Annotated in this window: 18 protein-coding genes; 5 read left to right on the forward strand and 13 right to left on the reverse strand. The window is 52.8% G+C overall.

Features of this window, described 5'->3' with window-relative positions:
• Nucleotides 1-45 precede the first annotated feature (45 nt).
• From tli1a (DES37_RS06535) to guaD, 11 genes are all read right to left on the reverse strand, one after another.
• Nucleotides 46-582: a Tli1a family immunity protein gene (tli1a, locus tag DES37_RS06535; RefSeq protein ID WP_110025272.1), complete on the reverse strand. Its 537-nt coding sequence runs from the start codon at nucleotides 580-582 to the stop codon at nucleotides 46-48.
• A 69-nt stretch (nucleotides 583-651) separates the two neighbouring features.
• On the reverse strand, nucleotides 652-1,182 hold the full coding sequence (gene tli1a, locus DES37_RS06540; RefSeq protein WP_110025273.1) for a Tli1a family immunity protein: 531 nt from the start codon (nucleotides 1,180-1,182) through the stop codon (nucleotides 652-654).
• A 69-nt stretch (nucleotides 1,183-1,251) separates the two neighbouring features.
• Nucleotides 1,252-1,797: a Tli1a family immunity protein gene (gene tli1a, locus DES37_RS06545; protein ID WP_110025274.1), complete on the reverse strand. Its 546-nt coding sequence runs from the start codon at nucleotides 1,795-1,797 to the stop codon at nucleotides 1,252-1,254.
• 69 nt (nucleotides 1,798-1,866) lie between these two features.
• Complete coding sequence (gene tli1a, locus DES37_RS06550) at nucleotides 1,867-2,400, reverse strand: Tli1a family immunity protein (protein WP_110025275.1); 534 nt, start codon at nucleotides 2,398-2,400, stop codon at nucleotides 1,867-1,869.
• Between the two features lie 43 nt (nucleotides 2,401-2,443).
• Nucleotides 2,444-3,235, reverse strand: coding sequence for a toxin Tle1 chaperone Tla1 (gene tla1 / locus DES37_RS06555; protein ID WP_170123739.1), 792 nt, complete (start codon nucleotides 3,233-3,235; stop codon nucleotides 2,444-2,446).
• Entirely contained in the window at nucleotides 3,228-5,627 is a 2,400-nt protein-coding gene (locus DES37_RS06560) for a type VI secretion system Vgr family protein (protein ID WP_110025277.1), read from the reverse strand. Before DES37_RS06560 ends, tla1 begins: the two co-directional genes overlap by 8 nt.
• A gap of 335 nt (nucleotides 5,628-5,962) precedes the next feature.
• A complete protein-coding gene (gene dcp / locus DES37_RS06565; RefSeq protein WP_110025278.1) occupies nucleotides 5,963-7,999 on the reverse strand; it encodes a peptidyl-dipeptidase Dcp in 2,037 nt (678 codons plus the stop codon).
• A gap of 37 nt (nucleotides 8,000-8,036) precedes the next feature.
• Nucleotides 8,037-8,813 (reverse strand): xanthine dehydrogenase accessory protein XdhC, encoded by a 777-nt coding sequence (xdhC, locus tag DES37_RS06570; RefSeq protein ID WP_110025279.1) that lies wholly within the window; start codon nucleotides 8,811-8,813, stop codon nucleotides 8,037-8,039.
• Nucleotides 8,797-11,166 carry a xanthine dehydrogenase molybdopterin binding subunit gene (gene xdhB / locus DES37_RS06575; protein WP_110025280.1) on the reverse strand — a complete coding sequence of 790 codons (2,370 nt, stop codon included), beginning with the start codon at nucleotides 11,164-11,166 and terminating at the stop codon, nucleotides 8,797-8,799. Before xdhB ends, xdhC begins: the two co-directional genes overlap by 17 nt.
• On the reverse strand, nucleotides 11,156-12,607 hold the full coding sequence (gene xdhA, locus DES37_RS06580) for a xanthine dehydrogenase small subunit (protein ID WP_110025281.1): 1,452 nt from the start codon (nucleotides 12,605-12,607) through the stop codon (nucleotides 11,156-11,158). The genes xdhB and xdhA overlap by 11 nt, the downstream gene beginning before the upstream one ends.
• Nucleotides 12,604-13,935 (reverse strand): guanine deaminase, encoded by a 1,332-nt coding sequence (gene guaD, locus DES37_RS06585; RefSeq protein WP_110025282.1) that lies wholly within the window; start codon nucleotides 13,933-13,935, stop codon nucleotides 12,604-12,606. The genes xdhA and guaD overlap by 4 nt, the downstream gene beginning before the upstream one ends.
• Before the next feature lie 534 nt (nucleotides 13,936-14,469).
• Here guaD and ydfG point away from each other — a divergent pair.
• Nucleotides 14,470-15,219: a bifunctional NADP-dependent 3-hydroxy acid dehydrogenase/3-hydroxypropionate dehydrogenase YdfG gene (gene ydfG / locus DES37_RS06590; RefSeq protein ID WP_036113424.1), complete on the forward strand. Its 750-nt coding sequence runs from the start codon at nucleotides 14,470-14,472 to the stop codon at nucleotides 15,217-15,219.
• 88 nt (nucleotides 15,220-15,307) lie between these two features.
• A complete protein-coding gene (locus DES37_RS06595) occupies nucleotides 15,308-15,997 on the forward strand; it encodes a GntR family transcriptional regulator (RefSeq protein WP_036113427.1) in 690 nt (229 codons plus the stop codon).
• Between the two features lie 139 nt (nucleotides 15,998-16,136).
• On the opposite strand, the gene DES37_RS06600 is transcribed toward DES37_RS06595, so the two are convergent.
• Entirely contained in the window at nucleotides 16,137-17,603 is a 1,467-nt protein-coding gene (locus DES37_RS06600) for a mannitol dehydrogenase family protein (protein WP_110025325.1), read from the reverse strand.
• Between the two features lie 383 nt (nucleotides 17,604-17,986).
• On the opposite strand from DES37_RS06600, the gene DES37_RS06605 reads away from it, so the two are divergent.
• Both DES37_RS06605 and speG read left to right on the forward strand, forming a co-directional pair.
• Nucleotides 17,987-18,331, forward strand: a complete 345-nt coding sequence (locus tag DES37_RS06605; RefSeq protein WP_110025283.1) for a DUF1283 family protein — start codon at nucleotides 17,987-17,989, stop codon at nucleotides 18,329-18,331.
• Between the two features lie 53 nt (nucleotides 18,332-18,384).
• The gene (gene speG, locus DES37_RS06610) at nucleotides 18,385-18,945 is read left to right on the forward strand and encodes a spermidine N1-acetyltransferase (protein ID WP_110025284.1); all 561 of its coding nucleotides are present in this window, start codon (nucleotides 18,385-18,387) and stop codon (nucleotides 18,943-18,945) included.
• 33 nt (nucleotides 18,946-18,978) lie between these two features.
• Here the strand turns inward: speG and DES37_RS06615 are convergent, their stop codons facing one another.
• Complete coding sequence (locus tag DES37_RS06615; protein ID WP_072006993.1) at nucleotides 18,979-19,689, reverse strand: YnfC family lipoprotein; 711 nt, start codon at nucleotides 19,687-19,689, stop codon at nucleotides 18,979-18,981.
• A gap of 111 nt (nucleotides 19,690-19,800) precedes the next feature.
• Between DES37_RS06615 and DES37_RS06620 the strand changes: the two genes are divergently transcribed.
• Complete coding sequence (locus DES37_RS06620; protein ID WP_036113439.1) at nucleotides 19,801-20,088, forward strand: DUF1161 domain-containing protein; 288 nt, start codon at nucleotides 19,801-19,803, stop codon at nucleotides 20,086-20,088.
• The last annotated feature ends 171 nt before the right edge of the window (nucleotides 20,089-20,259 follow it).

The following is a 20,259-nucleotide window of genomic DNA, read 5'->3' on the forward strand; positions in this document are numbered from 1 at the left end:
GCCCTGTTTGTTCCCTGTGGGATAAATCCCGTTCCTGCCCGTTGCTTATCCATTACGCACTGCGCTATTAACTGCTGCGGCCACCGGGCAGTTTTCCGGCTCCGTCAAATTACGGGGTTCTTTAATCGGGTAATCCGGTGTGCCATAACCCATACATACCGTGGTCACTTTTACCTGGTTACAGGGCAAAAAGTGCACCGTCATACCACAACGCTTTTCCCCATATTCCGGTACCGCCACCACTGCACTGTGGCGGCGGTATTGTGCTGCATGCCGGGCATAGGCTTCTTCTTCATATCCGAACCCCTCCTTTTTAAGAGGAATGATGGCCCGGGGGTTCGGATCCACCTCCCACTCAACCAGTGCTTCCATTCCCGGGATCCATTTGCGGGGCAACAGCACACAGCAATACCCACCTCCCAGACCGGGTGCCGAATAGCCATTCACACCGAATCGGTTAATTACCTGACCGGCGACATGGTTTTTTGCCCGCAAATCCCCGGCGGTATACTCGCCATAACCGGCCCCGGCACACCCGGCCAGTAACCATAACGGCACCAGCCACACTGCTTTTTTATTCATCTGCTGCTCCTGCTGTTGTTCACTGCCCTGTTTGTTCCCTGTGGGATAAATCCCGTTCCTGCCCGTGGTTTATCCATTACGCACTGCGCTATTAACCGCTGTGGCCACCGGGCAGTTTTCCGGCTCCGGCATATTTAACGGCTCTTTAATTGGGTAATCCGGTGTGCCATAACCCATACACACTGTGGTCACTTTTACCTGGTTACAGGGCAAAAAATGCACCGTCATACCACAACGCTTTTCCCCATATTCCGGTACCGCCACCACTGCACTGTGGCGGCGGTATTGTGCTGCATGCCGGGCATAGGCCTCGCGAAAAAGATCTGTTCCCAAAGGGGGTAATATTACATAAGGATCCGGATCCACCTCCCACTCAACCAGTACCTCCATTCCCGGCATCCATTTACGGGGCAACAGCACGCAGCAATACCCGCCTCCCAAACCGGGTGCCGAATAACCATTCACACCGAATCTGTTAATTCCCTGGCCGGCGACATGATTTTTTGCCCGCAAATCCCCGGCGGTATACTCGCCATAACCGGCTCCGGCACACCCGGCCAGTAACCATAACGGCACCAGCCACACTGCTTTTTTATTCATCTCCTGCTCCTGCTGTTGTTCACTGCCCTGTTTGTTCCCTGTGGGATAAATCCCGTTCCTGCCCGTGGTTTATCCATTACGCACTGCGTTATTAACCGCTGCGGCCACCGGGCAGTTTTCCGGCTCCGGCATATTACGGGGTTCTTTAATCGGGTAATCTGGTGTGCCATAACCCATACATACCGTGGTCACTTTTACCTGGTTACAGGGCAAAAAGTGCACCGTCATACCACAACGCTGTTCCCCATATTCCGGTACCGGTACCACCGCGCTATGGCGACGAAAACTGGCTTTTAGTTCTTTTTCCCATGCAAGATATTTTTCCCATTCCTCGAAACCCGGAATCGGGGTGTCAGATACGGGGGTAACCTCCCACTCAACCAGTGCTTCCATTCCCGGTATCCATTTACGGGGCAACAGCACACAGCAATACCCACCGCCATCGCCATAAGCTGCAATATTGGGGCCGCCATAACCATTAACTTTCACAAAGTTGATAACGTTCGGTGTGTGGTTTATGCCCCGCAAATCCCCGGCGGTATACTCGCCATAACCGGCTCCGGCACACCCGGCCAGTAGCCATAACGGCACCAGCCACACTGCTTTTTTATTCATCTCCTGCTCCTGTTGTTGTTCACTGCCCTGTTTGTTCCCTGTGGGATAAATCCCGTTCCTGCCCGTGGTTTATCCATTACGCACTGCGCTATTAACCGCTGTGGCCACCGGGCAGTTTTCCGGCTCCGGCATATTTAACGGCTCTTTAATTGGGTAATCTGGTGTGCCATAACCCATACACACTGTGGTCACTTTTACCTGGTTACAGGGCAAAAAGTGCACCGTCATACCACAACGCTGTTCCCCATATTCCGGTACCGGCACCACCGCGCTATGGCGGCGGTATTGTGCTGCATGCCGGGCATAGGCTTCTTCTTCATATCCGAACCCTTCCTTTTTAAGAGGAATGATGGCCCGTGGATTGGGATCCACCTCCCACTCAACCAGTGCTTCCATTCCCGGGATCCATTTGCGGGGCAACAGCACGCAGCAACTGTTTCCTGTCATCCGCCCGCCATAGCCGTTAACCGTGAACCAGTTAATTCCTTCACTGGCAGAGTGGTTAAACCCCCGCAAATCCCCGGCGGTATACTCGCCATAACCGGCCCCGGCACACCCGGCCAGTAGCCATAACGGCACCAGCCACACTGCTTTTTTATTCATCTGCTGCTCCTTTGTTTATTCCCTTGCAGCGCTATCCCCGGCTTTATTCAGCGGCATGCGCCTTTCCGGGGTTATGAACGGTGGTATCGAGATAGTCTTCCAGTGTGCCGCTGGCTGAACGGGCTGCGGCAAATGCTGCCTCCAGGCAGCGGCCAAACAACGCCTCTGGTGTAAGCCCGGTGCCGGTATATATTCGTGCTGCGATATCGGCATCACTGATGCAGCCAATCGCATCTATTTGCTTATCGGTGAACTGCAATTCATGGGGCAGGAAAACCGCATCTGAATGGGGCCGGAATTTTCCGGCTCGCCAGGTTTGCTGGTTATCGCGATCCAGCCAGCCCCAAAAATAGCCAAGCTGGTTGAACGCGTTTTGTTGCCCGGGAGTCAGGACATGATTAAAGAGTTCAGGGAATATGCGTGGGTCGTAAAAACGGAAGATACCGCTCTGGTTGCCCCAGAAAAATTGCGTCAGGGAGCACAGTTGTTGTTGCAAAACCGAGAAAGCGAGTGGCGATACCAGCAATAATAAACGGTGCCTGCCCGCGTAGTAGCGCATCAGTTCACCGAGCCATTGCTGATGTTGCCACGCATTATTATGCAGGCGCACCAGCACCGGGCCCTGGTCCTGCAGGGCTGATTCAGGCAACCCGGCGAATAAAGATGACCACTGCGCCTGCGGCGACAATGCAGGTAAAGTTGCCAGACAGGGTAGCGTATCGCCGGATAAATCAATGATGGCATCAATATGCGGCACGCCAACACTGCTTTGTAAATACTGCACCTGCGCCTGCCACTGGTCTGCCAGTGCCTGAGGTAATACTGTGTTATCCACGAAGAACCACTCCTGTCGCCTGCTCTTGCGCACGTTGAAGGCAACCTTCACATACTGCTGCGGGTATAGCTGCCGCAGAGGCTGGCATGCCTGCTGATGAAGAAGAAAACGTCTCTGGCGGAAGCCAGCAATGAGCACCTTTGAGAAGGAGTGGCCCTTTGCTGCAAATCTCAATATTGCCCTGAGCCGATAAATGAATGGCGGCCCCGCCACAGGACAGGGTTATACCTTTTGTGGCAGTGAGTGTAAGTTGCCCCTGAACAGACCGGGCGGAGATATCCTGTAACGCAGACAGCGAGAGGGTGTCATTATGAGATTCCACCGCAAGAGGGCCCTTTGCCGACACCAGGCGCATTCCCTCCTGGTGTGCCAGCAACGATATTGACTTAGCAGCGTTAACAGCATGGCGCGCTGAGGTGGCTATTTGCACCTCGCCCTGGCTTTGCAAATGCAGGCTTTTGCCCGTATGTAATAAGGCAGAGGCCGGAGTAACGGCAGCGATACCCTGTGGAGCACTCAGCACAACAACTGGCGAACTTAAACCTGCCGCACCTTCAACCAGGTGTTCCAGCCCGGCAGTATCTGGCGAGAAATTTTGGTGAACCGGCGCAATACTGCCCCAGCGCGTTAAATCAAGCAGCGCGCCTTTAAGCAGGCTGATTGCCGCCTGCATTTCCCGCTGCTCACCCCGTGCAGATGGCTGGGCATCTGCACTGATCAATACGCCATTTTTTGCCCGAATGGCGCCCCACAAATCGGTACGGAGTTCAAACCCTTCCCCCCTGACCTGGCGCTCGCTGTTCACCAAATGCCCTAAATTGAGCTGGCTTTTTCCGCCGTACTCAGTGGAAACTTTGATATGTTCCTGGTTTCTGGCATCTTCCAGGCGGATTTTGTTATTCGCTGGTGTGCGCAGTACATTGCGCCGGTAATTTCGGATGGTAACCAGGTCCGGATGGCTGCTGTTATGCAACGCCCCGGCGATATAAGGCCGGTCCGGGTTGCCGTTTTCAAATGCGATGGCCACCTCGGTGCCCGCCAGTAAAGGCAAATGGAAACCAAATGTCTCCCCCGCATAGGGCCGGGCCTGGCGAACCCACAGGCTTTCGCTCCCCTCGGGCCAGGTAGCGCGGTCAAACAGCAGTTTGACCCGGTAACGGCCATGCTTATCTATATGGCCATAGATATCATTTTTTGTGGTACTGGTGACACGAGCCGGCACGGTGCCGGACATCTGCGGGTGAGGAATGAGTTGGGGGCGAAAGCAGTAGTCGTGAGTATATGGCAGTGCGGTGAAATGTGCTGTGAAACAGCTGTCCCGGCGTGCTGAACAGCTTATGCTGGTAACCAGCATGCCTGGCGACAAACTACCGCCTTCCTGAGCCGGGTCCGCCAGGTTAACAACCTTACCCGGTACCAGCACCGCACAATTACTGTTCCCTGCCATGCCCGCTTTGCCATTGAGGTAACGCTCGTGGTGTAACCGGGCATAAAACACTCCGGTTTCAACTGGCAACGGGCGGGTAAACCTGTCGCCGGGTTCGCTGTAATGGCTCCCCCAATGATATGCCTCGCCATACGTTGTGCTGTCGCCACGGGTAATATCCACCTGAACATGCATATCGGCCCCGGCATTCAGGTAGTGATAATCCTGAACACTGACTTTCTGTGTCACAACCTGGTAATAGCGCTCTATTCCCCATACTGCGTCAACGCCATTATCATTATGCCCTGATGGTGGAATATCGGGCAAAACCAGGCCTTTTTCATAGCCATGAGAGCTGTCAAAAAATTCAATTACATCAATTTTCAGGCGAGTATCTGGCGTGAAACGGAACCAAATCCCCACTTCACTTAACAGGCGGGAAATAAAGCGCAGATCACTTTCACCAAACTGCATAACCTGTTCACGGCGCGGGTATTTATGCTTAAGCGAAAAGAGAAAGTCCTGGCCGCGCATATTATGGCGCTCACGCAGAATACTTTCGACAATCTGTGGTACAGACATATCCTGAAAAATAGCATTATTGTTTGCGTTGCTCAGTAAAGCCATTCTTGGTTGCAGCACCAGCGCGTAGTGCGCTTCATCTCTTGATGACCCCAGGGACTCAAAACCTGTGACCACACCATGAATAGTCCTGGCAGGTTCGAGCTTACATCGCCCCCAGGGCTGTGCTACAGGAGCGTGGAGTGTCAGCCCGGCGGGTTTCAGCAGAAAATCCGCCTGGTCTAATGCCTTATCGGCACAAGTAAACTCAATGCGGTAATGAAATGGCTGGCTGAGCGTTTCTTTGCCTTCAAAGGCCAGAACGTCCAGTAATGATGTGCACCCGCGGACATAAATAACATGGTGATTGTGGTTAAAAAAAACGGTATTTTTTTGCGTGACCATCTGTCTTCCCTTCAGTTATACGCATCCTTTACCCATTTTCTTGCTATTAAAAAGTGGGCATAGCCAAAATACCGCAACAGTATTCACTGCTGTCACAAAATTTCATACCGATAATTAATTTATGTGAAGTGGAAAGAGCAAATATTCCCAAAAAAATTAGTTATTCATGAGATGAATATAATTCAGAGAAGATTTATTTAATTACCCAATAAAATAAACTTAATTAAGCATTAACAAAATAACTAACAGCAGGCACTTAATGCAGGGATTACATAAATAATGTTAAAGCTGTTATTGGGATTATTCAGGCCCTTACAACAAGGGCCTGTTGATGATTACACAAGGCCGCGATGTTTCAGCATGGGTTCACTCTGTGGTGCGTGCCCGCGCCACTGGCGGTACAGTTCAGCAAGGTCACTACTGTTACCCCGTGAAAGAATGGCATCGCGGAAACGTTGCCCGTTTTCCGGGGTTAACCCACCCTGCTCGCCAAACCAGCAGAAGCCGTCATCAGCCAACATTTGTGTCCATAAGTAGGCGTAGTACCCGGCGGCATAACCCCCTCCCCAAATATGAGCGAAATAGCTTGAGCGGTAACGGGGCGGAACCGCCTGCAGATGAATATGTGACGTCGCCAGAGCCGCCGCTTCAAATGCAGCGACATCAGCCACCTGCTCACCTTCTGCCAGGCTATGCCAGTGCATATCCAGCAGTGCGGCAGCCAGCAACTCAGTCATGTCGTAGCCTTTATTAAACAGTGCGGCATTCAGCATGCGCTGGCGCAAGGCTTCTGGCATGGGCTCGCCGGTTTCCCAGTGGCGGGCATAATGGCTGAACACTTCCGGGTAGCTGGCCCAGTGTTCGTTGATTTGCGACGGGAATTCAACAAAATCCCGTGGGGTATTTGTACCAGACAGGCTTGCATAGCGCTGGCTGGCAAATAACCCATGCAGCGTGTGGCCAAATTCATGGAACAGCGTGATGACATCATCCCAACCAATAAGCGCCGGTTGCCCCGCTGCGGGTTTGGCGTAATTACACACGTTATAAATCACCGGTTTTGTGCCCAACAATGTGGACTGCTCGGTGAAGTTACCCATCCACGCGCCACCGGCTTTGCTGTCACGGGCGAAAAAATCACCGTAGAACAGTGCCAGCCCGGTGCCGTCTTTGTCGTGGATTTCCCATACCCGCACATCCGGGTGGTAAACCGGGATGTCCAGGCGGGGGGTGAAGGTAATGCCAAACAGGCGGCTGGCTGCCCAGAACACACCGTCCTGCAGCACGCGGTCTAACAGGAAATAAGGCCGAATCGCAGCTTCATCCAGTTGCCAAGTGTCCTGGCGTACCTGTTCTGCATAGAAGGCCCAGTCCCAGGGTTTTACTGCGAAATCACCGTTTTCGTCATCCACTTTTTTCTGGATAGCGGCAAGTTCAGCCTGTGCCCGCTGCTTTGCCGCCGGTACCAGGTTATTCATAAACTGCAATGCGGCTGCCGGGTGCTGTGCCATCTGGTCGGCCATTTTCCAACTGGCGTAATCCGCGAAACCCAGTAATGCAGCCTGCTCCTGGCGTACTGCTGCCAGTTGCAAAATGATAGCCCGGGTATCATTTTCATCATTCTGTTCAGCACGCGACCAGGCTTTGTGGAATAACGCTTCACGGGTGGCCCGGTTCTGCAGTTCAGCCAGTGCGGGTTGCTGTGTGGTATTCAGTAACGGAATCAGCCACTGGTTACCCAGGCCTTTATCTGCCGCAGCCTGGCGGGCGCTTTCCTGTTCAGCGGGTGATAACCCGGCCAGTGCCTCGATGTTATCCACCACCAGGCCACCGGCTTTATCCGCGGCCAGCAGGCGGCGGTTAAACTGGCTGGAAAGCTGTGCTGCCTGCAAGTTCAGCGCGCTCAGGCGTGCCTGTTTGCCTGGTGGCAAGGTTGCGCCCGACAGCGTAAAACGTTGCCAGGTGACTTCCAGCAGGCGGGCTGATTCTGCGTCAAGATCCAGAGCCTCACGGTGCTGGTACAGGGAATCGACCCGTGCAAACAGTTGCCCATTGAGCCAAATTTCATCCGCCAGTACAGCCAGTTCACCTGAAAAGGCTTCTTCCAGTTGTTGAATAACCGGGTTGGTATCGGCACTCGCCATGGCAAAGAAGACAGCGGTGACCCGGTTAAGCACCTGCCCGCTTTTTTCCAGCGCCAGGCAGGTATTTGCGAATGTTGCCGCCTCAGAGCACTCAAGAATGGCCGCCAGTTCAGCACGTTTACGTTTCACAGCTTCATCAAACGCTTCTCGGTAGTGCTCAACACGAATTTCGGCAAAGTTCGGGGCGCCATAAGGGAGCGATGATGGCGTTAAAAAAGGATTGTCCACTGGTTCTCCTTGTTATCAGTGATGTTCTTCCCCAAGCTTAGGCATCTTGCTGCCAGACAGCAATCAATTCTCCGGCAATGGAAACGGCTATTTCGGCAGGCAGCTTTCCTTTGACATCCGGTAACCCAACCGGGCAGCGCATTTTCGCCAGTTGCTGAGCGGCAATCCCCTTACCTTCCAGCCGGTAATCAAAGCGCTGGCGTTTAGTGCGTGACCCAATCAGCCCAAAGTAGCGGTAATCGTCGCGGCGCAGAATGGTTTCTGCCAGCGCTAAATCGCGCGGGTGATGGTGGGTCATAACCACAAAATAACTGCCCGCTGCCGCACACCGGACTTCGTCATTCGGGTCATCCACCTGGCGGCAGATAACCCCTGATGGCGCGGCTGCGAACATTCCCGGGCGCTCATCCACCCAGGTGACCTGGCAGGGCAACGTACTTAGCAGGTTCACCAGCGCCTGCCCAACATGCCCTGCGCCGAAGACAACCACCGACGGGCGCGGGGACAATAGCGGTTCGAATAATACGCTTGCCATGCCACCACAACACTGGCCAGTACGGGCCCCCAGCGCAATATGCTCCAGGTGGGGCATGGTTTGCTGTGCCTGGAGCATTGTGCGGGCCTGGGCGATACACTGGAACTCCAGGTTTCCGCCACCAATTGTCAGCCAGGTTTCCCCGGCGGTAACCACCATTTTGGTGCCATCGCCCCGGGGAACGGAGCCTTTTTCATTCAGAACGGTCAGTAATACACAAGGTGTACCGGCTGTGCGCAGTTGTTGCAAAATATCAATCCAGTCATCGGGTTGGTTCATTGCAGGCCTCCTGCATTGCCATTACGCCCCACAACACCCGCTCCGGGGTGGCGGGTGCATCCAAAGACGGATGAAGCCGGTACTCAGCCACACTGGCGATGGCATCCTGCAGTGCACTCCATACCGCGATCCCCAGCATAAACGGAGGTTCACCCACGGCTTTGGAGCGGAATACTGTTTGCTGCGGATTCGGGTGGTTTTCCAGCAGGTTGACTCTTAAATCAGGCGGAATATCGCTGATTGCCGGGATTTTGTAACTCATGGGGCCATCAGTCAGCAAACGCCCGTTTTTATCCCAACACAGCTCTTCGGTTGTCAGCCATCCGGCGCCCTGAATAAAGCCCCCTTCAATTTGGCCGATATCCAGCGCCGGGTTCAGTGAATCCCCCACATCATGCAGAATGTCCGCGCGTAACAAACGGTATTCCCCGGTAAGGGTATCCACCAGCACCTCGGCACAGGCCATACCCCAGGAGAAGTAATAAAACGGCGAACCTTTGCCTGCTGCCCGGTCGTAATGAATGCCCGGTACTTTATAGAAGCCGGTTGCAGAGAGTGGCACCTGGTTTAGCCAGCCGAGGGTTGCCACTTCGGCAAAAGCGTAGTGTTTTCCCGGAACCTGCACCACACCATTATTAAACACCACTTCGCCTGCTGTGCACCGATGCAGGCCGCACAGCATGTCAGTCAGGCGTTGTTTCAGGGTTTGGGCTGCAATTTCCGCAGCTTTACCGTTCAGGTCAGCCCCGGATGAAGCGGCGGTAGGCGATGTATTGGGAACTTTCCCGGTGCTGGCGGGTGTTACCTGAATGGCACTCAGGGGGATTTGCAGCACCTGCGCCACCACCTGAGCGACTTTGGTATTCAGCCCCTGGCCCATTTCGGTACCGCCATGGTTAAGCTGTACCGTGCCATCGGTGTAAATCAGGATAAGCGCCCCGGCCTGGTTAAGGAAACTTGAGGTAAAAGAGATGCCAAACTTGACTGGCGTCATCGCCAGCCCGCGTTTCAGTACCGGGTTAGTGCGGTTAAAGGTGGCGATATCTGCCCGGCGCTCGGCATACCGGGCACTGTCAACCAGTTGGCTTGTCAGAACATCAGCCAGGTTATGGGTGACCTGCTGCCCATAATGGGTGGTATCACGCCCTGGTGCTCCATAGAAATTACGCTGGCGCACAACAAGTGGATCCAGACCGCATTCACGGGCGATTCTGTCCATGATTTGTTCTATTGCCACCATGCCCTGTGGCCCGCCGAAACCCCGATAGGCCGTATTGGAGGCCAGATTGGTCCGGCAACGGTAACCGGTTATGCGGGCATCGCCCAGGTAGTAAGCATTGTCGGCGTGGAACATCGCCCTGTCGCAAATTGATCCGGACAGATCAAGGGAATAACCACAGTTGGCGGCAAGATCGATATGCACGCCATGCAGGATACCCTCAGTAGTGAAGCCAACATCGTAACGGACAAAAAACGGGTGGCGCTTCCCCGTTATACGCATATCGTCACGCCGTGAAAGGCGCATTTTTACCGGCTTCCCTGTCAGGCTGGCGGCCAGAGCAGTATGGCAGGCAATACCTGCAGCCTGAGTTTCTTTGCCACCAAACCCCCCGCCCATGCGGCGCATATCCACGGTCACTTTATTCATGCTGACACCCAATACCGATGCCACCAGCTTCTGCACTTCGGTAGGGTGCTGAGTGGAAGACCACACCTGTACCTGGTTATCTTCGCCAGGCTGTACCACCGCGATTTGCCCTTCCAGGTAAAAATGCTCCTGGCCGCCAATATGGAACTGCCCCTGAATACGCCGGGGTGCCGTATCAAGCGCTTTTGCAGCATCGCCTCGTTGGTGGACATGGGGTGCTTCAACATACCGTTCGCGGGCCAGTGCTTCTTCTACATCCAGCACGGCATCAAGTGGCTGGTAGCGAACCACTGCCGCAAGTGCGCCTGCTCTGGCGGCTTCCTGAGTTTCAGCAGCAACCGTCAGTACCACCTGGCCATGATATTCCACGGTATCTTTGGCAAACAGAGGGTCGCCCGGTGCCAGCGGGCCGATATCCAGCTCACCGGGTACATCCTGCCAGCAGAACACTCTGACCACACCTGGCACCTGGTAACAGGCGTCTGTATCAACGGAAAGAATACGGGCATGAGCGTGTTCACTGAGCACCGGGCATAAATAGAGCATACCCGGTAAGACCAGGCGGTCATCCACATAAGTGGCTTTACCACTTACCTGGTTATCCGCACTTTCATGTTTTTGACTACGCCCGGCGCCCTGGTCGAATGCTTTGAGAAATTGTGTTTTAAGTGCCTGTTCATCCAGGCTGACTGGGTTACCCGACATACTGACTCACCTCCACCAGGTCTGAACCTTGTAGCTGGCTCATGAAATAACGGCGCAATAAATTTTTCGCGACCTGTAAGCGGTAGCCGCTGGTACCGCGAAAATCTGATAACGGGGAGAAATCCTTATCCAGCGCTGAGCAGGCCGCCGCTAATGTGGTTTCTGATAACGGCTTGCCACACAGTGCCGCCTCACAGGCCAGTGCTCTGGCGGGCACGGCCGCCATACCGCCAAATGCCACCCGGGCTGAGGTGATCACTTCCTGTTGATGGTGCAGGTTAAATGCGCCAAATACTGTCGAGATATCGTCTTCACGCCGTTTCGACACCTTCCATGCCTGAAATGAAGGTGACACTGTCACTCTTGGAATATGAATGGCACGAATAAATTCACCAGGCGCCAGTGCGGTTTTGCGGTAATCGAGGAAAAAATCATCCAGTGACAGTTCACGCTGTTGTTCGCCGCACTGCAAAGTCAGGCTGGCCCCCAGAGCCAGTAGCATCGGGGCACCATCGCCAATTGGCGAAGCGTTTGCCAGGTTACCGGCAAGCGTTGCCTGGTTACGCACCTGGCAGGAAGCAAAGCGTGTGAGCATCTCACTGAATGCCGGAATGTCCCCCTGTAGTTCACGGCCGATGTCCGCCAGGCGGGCTGTTGCCCCCAGAGTTATCATGGTATCCGTCACGGTAATGGTGCTGAGTTCTTTCACATGATTAAGGCTAATCAGCAAGGGTAGCGGGCGGTAAAACTGGGTGATTTGCAATGCCAGGTCTGTTCCGCCTGCCAGTAAATGAGCCTGCGGGTATTGCTGGTACAGGCGGGCAAGGTCTGCAATATTTTTTGGTATCAGGCAATGGTGGCCGTCACCAGCCAATTCGCTGGTAGCGCTCTGTTCTTCAGCAGTAATTTGTGCCAGTTGTTGCGCGATGGCGGCTGAATCTGCCTGAAACTGGTCGTTATCCGGTGACTGGCACAGAGCGTGAGCCGCCTCAATAATTGGCCGGTAACCCGTACAGCGGCACAGATTCCCCCCCAGATGTTGCTCAATCGCGTGGCGGTCTGCTCCGGGGGCATTTTTCTGCAGAGCAAACATCGACATCACAATTCCTGGCGTGCAAAAACCGCACTGGGAACCATGGTGGTCAGCCAGGGTTTGCTGAGCGGGGTGTAACTGCTGCCCGCGCGCCAGGTCTTCTACGGTTATGAGTTGCCGGCCCTGTAACTGGCTTACCAGCATCAGGCAGCTATTTGCTGTTTTCCATACCATTTTGCCTTGTTGCGCTTCGCCAACCACTACCGTGCAGGCGCCGCAGTCACCAGATGCGCACCCTTCTTTGGTACCCGGGCAACCGGCCGGGCCACGCAGCCAGTTCAGTACCGTGGTGTCGGGGTCAATATCTCGCAACGTGGTACGTTTACGGTTATGTAAAAAAGTAATCATGCTGCCACCTCACACTCATCTCTGGACCATACTGCCCGGCCGTTTACCCAGGTTTGCCAGATATTGCGGTCATCCCCCAGCGTCATCAGCACAAATAACCGTTCGTAAATATCCCGGCAGTGGCTGTCGCGCAGGCGCTGCAATGGAGTGGCTTGCGGGTCAAGCACAACGAAATCTGCTTCTTTGCCAGGCATAAAATTGCCAATACAGTTGTCCAGATCCAGTGCATACGCCCCGCCCAGAGTGGCGTAGTAAAATGCTTCGCACGCACTGAGGCGAAATGACTGCAACTGGGCTACTTTGTAGGCTTCCCCCAGCGTGCGTAACATACTGAATGTGGTTCCTGCGCCCACATCGGTTCCCATACCAATACGCACACGTTGTTGCTGGCAACGCTGCAAGTTAAACAGGCCACTGCCTAAAAACAGATTAGATGTGGGGCAAAAAGCCACGGCAGATTCAGTACGCTGCAGGCAGTTCCATTCGTCGTCGTCAAGATGGATGGCATGAGCAAATACGCTACGACGCCCGGTGAGGTGGTAGCTGTCATAAACGCCGAGGTAATTTTTCTGTTCGGGCCACAGGCTTTTCACCCACTCCACTTCCTGGGTGTTTTCACTTAAATGTGTCTGTAGCCAGGTATCCGGAAATTCTGTACGCAGGCGTTCAACCACCGCCAGCAATTCAGGTGAAGAAGTGGGTGCGAAACGCGGAGTGAGCGCATAGTTAAGCCGCCCTTTTTTATGCCAGCGTGTTATCAGTTCGCGGGTTTGTTGTTCGCTCTGTTCAGGTGTTTCTGTCAGGTAGTCAGGCGCATTACGGTCCATCATAACTTTGCCCGCTATCATGCGCATGCCCAGTTGCCAGGCAACACTAAATAATGCATCCACGGATTGTGGGTGGACCGTGCCAAATACCAGTGCCGTGGTGGTGCCGTTACTGAGTAATTGATTCAGGAAAAAAGCCGACATCTGAATGGCATGGGCTTCATTTTCAAACTGGCGCTCAGCGGGAAAGGTATAGGTTTCCAGCCAGCTAAGTAATTGCTCCCCCCAGGCACCTATCATTTCTGTTTGTGGGTAATGCAGGTGGGTATCGACAAACCCGGGCACAATCAGTTTCCCGCGGTAATCAGCCACATCATCGGTGCTGCGCAGCAATTTCCTGCCTTCAGACCAGTTGTACAGGCCCACAATATGCCCGTCTTCTATTAATAACAGGCCGTCTTCCAGGTAACGGGCATGCTCAGCGATGGCGGCAGGATCGTCTGAGGGCTGGGTAATATCGAAAAATTGCCCCCGGACAGCCTGAGTATAGTTAACAGCCATAATCAGCCTCTTTAATGAGGGTTACCCCTCTTTTATTATGCAGATGAATTAAATAACCATATCGTCACAGGTAACCTGCAATCAGAGTGCCAATTTTATTTTTATAAATTTCATTTATTATTCATTAACTTACATATTTTTATTTCATTTGCGCAACTGAAGGCTATTTTCCCCAGGCGCAAACGGTTGCATATTAAAGCAACCGTTTGCCATTTGTTATTTTAGTTTACCAGGCCTGTTCGCCGCACTTTTTCGTGCATCTTCTCTGCACTTTAATGGTTCAGTTGCACCATGAGTGAACACCGGAATGCTGTTGTTATCCGGGCAGAGTTCTCAAGCTTATGTTTCGCGTGCTAAGGTATAGTTTCTGTTTCAGGCAGTTGTGTGAGCTTTGCTGGTTACCGAACAATCACTTGCTGTTCAACATGCACCGTGTGTGCAGACAAATCACGATGCTGTATACCGCCAGGGCTGTACCACCGCTGCCTGTTCTGCCATGGGCAAAACCACGCAAAAATGTAGAGGAACATACAGATGCTTATTCTGGTAACAGGCGCAACAGCCGGGTTTGGTGAAGCAATTACTCGTCGTTTTGTGGCTAACGGGCATAAAGTTATTGCTACCGGGCGCCGGGCTGAGCGTTTAAAAGCATTGCAGGACGCCCTCGGCGACAGCGTGCTGACCATTCAACTTGATGTGCGTAATCGTGCAGCGATTGAATCCGCCATCAGCTCGTTGCCAGCCGAATGGCGCGACATTGATGTGCTGGTAAATAATGCCGGGCTGGCCCTGGGTTTAGAGCCTGCACATAAAGCCAGCGCGGATGACTGGGAAACCATGATTGATACCAATACCAAAGGCCTGGTATATATGACACGCGCAGTGTTGCCGGGCATGGTTGAACGTAACCGTGGGCATGTCATCAATATTGGTTCCACTGCCGGTAGCTGGCCTTATGCAGGTGGCAATGTTTATGGGGCGACCAAAGCGTTTGTTCGCCAGTTCAGTCTTAACCTGCGGACCGACCTGAACGGCACTGGGGTGCGGGTAACCGATATTGAACCAGGCCTGGTTGGTGGCACGGAATTTTCCAATGTTCGCTTCAAAGGTGATGACGATAAAGCGGATAAAACCTACCAGAATACGCAAGCCCTGACCCCGGAAGATGTCACCGAGGCAGTCTGGTGGGTTGCCACCCTGCCTGCACATGTCAATATCAATACACTTGAGATGATGCCTGTCAGCCAGACTTTTGGTGGGTTAACAGTCCATCGCTCAGCCTGATTTTCCCCACCCGGCTTGCCAGCCGGGTATGGGCGAACCGCCAAAAACAGGGTAAAATCATTGGGTTTACTCTAACAAAAGACAAACCATGGCCGCTGAAACGCATCTCAACCCAACCCAACCCGTCAATCAGCAGATATACCGCATTTTGCGGCGCGATATTGTGCACTGCCTGATCCCGCCCGGCACCCCGCTTTCAGAAAAAGAAGTGTCGCTGCGTTTTGATGTTTCGCGCCAGCCGGTACGTGAGGCGTTTATCAAACTGGCAGAAAATGGACTGATCCAGATCCGCCCTCAGCGTGGGAGTTACGTCAACAAAATCTCCCTGAACCAGGTACGTAGTGGCGGTTTTGTCCGTGAAGCGATAGAGCGCGCCGTTGTGCGCCGTGCCGCCACACTGGTGACCGATGCACAGCTTTACCAGTTAGAGCAAAACCTCAACCAGCAGCGCACAGCAATTGACCGCCACCAGCTGAATGACTTTTTCCAACTGGATGACGATTTTCACCAAATTCTTTGTGATGTTGCCCAGTGCCGCCTGGCATGGGAAACCATTGAGAATATTAAAGCAGCAATGGACCGGGTGCGGTTTATGAGCCTTGACCACGTTACGCCTCATGAGATGTTGCTGGAGCAACACTGGGCGATATTCCGGGCGCTGGAAAAGCATGATGAACAACTGGCTGACGAAACCATGCATCAGCACCTGGCTGAGATTAGTGCTTCTGTTTTGCTAATTCGCCAGGAAAACCGCGACTGGTTTACTGAAGAGCAATAAGTCCGTGGAGTGCCTGGCTGGCGTTATTTGAAGATAATTTACTGGCCAGCTGCCTTCCTCTTCCTCCGGGCGTAAAAAAACCCGCCGCAGCGGGTTTGGTCGGTAATACATAAATCACACTGCAGTAACAGGCAGGCAATCAGGCATTCGCCTGAGCCCAGGCAGCAACCGTCGCTTTTGCGCCATGCGCCAGCAATGAACGCCAGGCCTGGGTAACCGCTTCCACAAAAGCCGGGTCCTGGGGTAAATCGGTACCAAAAATCGCGCTTATCCCCAGCAAAGCTTTAACCCGGGAATCATCTTCCGCCGAAGCGGCAGTCGCTTCACGGATAACAGGCAACAGCGGGTCCATTACCTCGATGGGCTGGCCTTGTTCATCTACCTCACCGACATAGCGCATCCACCCGGCAACACCTAATGCCAGCAGTGAGAAGTCACTGCTATGCGCACGATGCCAGCGAACTGAATCCAGCATACGTTGCGGTAATTTCTGGCTGCCATCCATCGCAATTTGCCAGGTACGATGGCGCAGTGCCGGGTTGGTGTAACGCTCAATCAATAAATCAGCATAACGCGCCAGGTCCACGCCCTGAACCTGCAGTGTCGGTGCCTGTTCACGCAGCATCAGCGCATGTGCAGCACGGCGATAGTTATCATCACCCATACAGTCGTTAATATGCTGGTAACCGGCAAGGTAACCCAGATAAGCCAGGAATGAGTGGCTGCCGTTGAGCATGCGTAATTTCATTTCTTCAAATGGGATAACGTCATTGACCAGCTGCGCCCCGGCTTTTTCCCATTCCGGGCGGCCTGCGACGAAGTTATCTTCAATCACCCACTGGCGGAAAGGTTCGCAGGCAACCCCGGCCGGGTCAGCAACCCCGGTAATCTGTTCAATTTTAGCCAGTGTATCTGCTGTCACGGCAGGCACAATACGGTCAACCATGGTGCACGGGAAAGTGACGTGCTGCTCAATCCAGCTTGCCAGCGCAGCATCAACCTGGCGGGCATATGCCAGCACAACTTTGCGGGTAACATGGCCATTTTCTGGCATGTTATCGCATGACATCACGCTGAATGGCGCCAGGCCGCGCGCTTTGCGCAATGCCAGCGCGGCAACAATCACACCAGCAGCCGATTTCGGTTGTTGCGGGTGGCGTAAATCTTCGGCAATCAGAGGGTTGTCCAGGTTAAGCTCACCTGTTGCCGGGGAGTGGCAGTACCCTTTTTCTGTGATGGTCAGGGAGACAATCGCCACCTGAGGTTCACACATGGCTTCCAGAACCGCGTCCAGGCCATCAACGGAAACGTGCATGGCACGTTTTACTACGCCCACTACACGCGCCTGCCAGTTATCGGCGGACATTTCAGCGACGGTATACAGGTTATCCTGGCGGTGTAAATCAGCGATTTGCTGTTCACCGCCAATCAGATTAACTTCGCAATAACCCCAGTCGCTTTGGTGCTCAGCGGCAAGAATATCGGCATAAACACCCTGATGGGCGCGGTGAAACGCACCAAAACCCAGGTGAACAATGCGGGTCTTAAGGGCGCTTCTGTCATAGGCCGGGCAGGTAGCTTTTGCTGCTAATAACGTCTTTTCCATTATTAAACTCATCATTAAGCGGATTGAACCAGGATGGCTTTATCCTGGCAGACTCGGTTTTGTGCTTTTATGATGTACGACATGTTTCCCCTACTACAAGACTAGAATGGTAGTTAATTGTGATATACATCACAAAATAAAATGAAATTGCGTTTCAGTGCCAGAAAACCTTGTCTGGTTCAGGTGGGTAACAGCCTGTGATAAAACCTGACCCTGTCTTCGGGTTATCATTAACCTGTATGTAATTGCAACGAGATATACCTGTAGTGTTGAGCTGGCATCACAATGTTATATACTCGTGATAATTTACGAGACAGGTGCCCGGGCCTTCCTGTACGTAAATACAAAACAAGGATCCGGTGATTTGTGAATAAGGAGTCTCTATGAGTAAAGCAGGACAATTGTTAACGTCATTACTGCCTGTCGCCCTGCTGGCCAGTGCTGTAGCATTTTCAGCACCGGCGTTATCGCAAACAGATAAACTGATTATTGAGTCAGGTGACAGTGCACAGAGCCGCCAAAACGCGGCAATGGATAAAGAACAATGGAATGATACGCGGTCTTTGCGTAACAAGGTTAACAACCGGGTTGAAAAAGAATGGGATAAGGAAGATGCGGCATTCGACGCTCGTGACCGTTGCCTGAAAAGTTCCAATGTTAATGCGTACTGGGAGCCGAACACACTGCGCTGCCTGGACCGTAACACTGGCCGTCAGATAGCTCAATAATCTCTCCCGCTCCCGCCTGCCGGGAGCACATCTCAAATACAGGGAATTAAAACATGTCAGGGTTTGATGAAATAAAACTGCGCCCACTGGAGCGCGAAGATTTGCGCTTTGTCCACCAGCTCGATAACAACGCCAGCGTTATGCGTTACTGGTTTGAAGAGCCTTATGAAGCTTTTGTCGAGTTATCGGACTTGTACGACAAGCATATTCATGACCAAAGTGAACGCCGTTTTGTTGTGGAATGCCAGGGGCAAAAAGCAGGCCTGGTTGAGCTGGTGGAGATTAATCATGTCCACCGCCGCGCGGAATTCCAGATAATTATCTCCCCAGAATTTCAGGGTAAAGGCCTGGCTGCCCGGGCAGCAAAACTGGCAATGGATTACGGGTTTACCGTTCTCAACTTATATAAACTCTACCTGATTGTTGATAAAGAAAACGCCAAAGCCATTCACATCTACAAAAAGCTGGGCTTTATTGTGGAAGGTGAACTGGTAGATGAGTTTTTTATTAACGGCGAATACCGCAACACCATCAGAATGTATATTCTGCAGCACCAGTATATGGCTCTGCATAAAGCCCCCTCCAGCGGCATGGTGAAGCCCACTGCGCAGTAAGTGCGCTGGCTGCCTGAGCGCAGCCAGTACCTGTCAGTAATATTCAATTTCGTACTTTACGGTATACCGGGTTGGCGTTTCGGGTTTTGCCGTAACGCTGTTACTTTCAATTTCACAGGTTGTCGGGTTATTGTGGCTGTCGTAGTCGCAGGTTTGTACTGTCTGGCTCACCTTCTTACCGTTTACCCAGGTCTCTGTGTGGTAATCAAGCAGCTTGCGCGTGTCTTTTTCCGGTATGTTGCGGATTTCCAGGGTCTGGTCACCTCTTTTCGTTACCCGCCCCAGAGGAAAACCGTTCGCCGCGTAACTGTAGGTGATGAGCAAGTCTTTGCTGGTCACTCCCGTCACGAAATCATTGTCATTAGTCTGATATGTCACCCCGGCTTCCGGAATAGACTCCAGTTGGCATTTTCCCTGCAGCCGAATCAGCTTATTCTGGGTAATTGCATCAATATAGTAGTTAGCATCGAGCACTAATGAAGAATCGGTGTTACGTGACACATCATGCATATCCATTGTGTTAAAACACCCTTCCTGCGATAACGTGGCATGGAAGCGCCGCTCAACTTTCCCATCTTCATTGAGCAATGTTTCGGTCAGGGTTTTTACCGGGCCGCGCACGGGGTCAAAATCGAATTCATTAGAGTAACTGGCCATTTCAGGCGTCAGTGCCTGCGGGGGCTGATTGTCATCGCAACCTGCGAGGAGAATCGCCATAAAACTCACTGGAATGACGTATCGCACATAGTTCCTTAGCAAATCAGAATTAACCTGTTTAAATGATATAAAGCAATACAGTACTTTACCTATTATCTGCCAGACTGAGGTATCACACAAATTCAGGAGGTAATACCTATGAAAGCCGTTTTATGGCCTACAGCATTGTTACTGTGTTTTAGCTTCTCTGCCCTGGCTGCGCCGGCATCCTGCGAACGGGTCAAAGCCGATATTGAACAACGAATCATCCATAATGGCGTGGACCCGGATAACTTCTCGCTTTCGATTGTAGCCAATGACCAGGCAGAACAACCGGGTGCGCAGGTTGTTGGCCATTGTGCAAACGATACGTTTAAGATTCTGTACCAAAAAGGCGATAGCGCCGATAACAGCACCGACAGCGAAATGCACACACCATCACCCTGATGCATTTCTGCCCTGGCGTGGCCTGACTCTGAGCCACGCCCGTTATTCCCCCCTGCCAGCACCCCATCTGTTTTATCACACAAAACCCGCTGATATTTGATTCGAAATAATATTTTACGCCCTCCACCCTGCCACACTGCATATTGAAAATTATTAGCCTGGTAACTAAAA

Origin of the sequence: Mangrovibacter plantisponsor (genome assembly GCF_003182475.1) — a bacterium.
Lineage (GTDB): Bacteria > Pseudomonadota > Gammaproteobacteria > Enterobacterales > Enterobacteriaceae > Mangrovibacter > Mangrovibacter plantisponsor.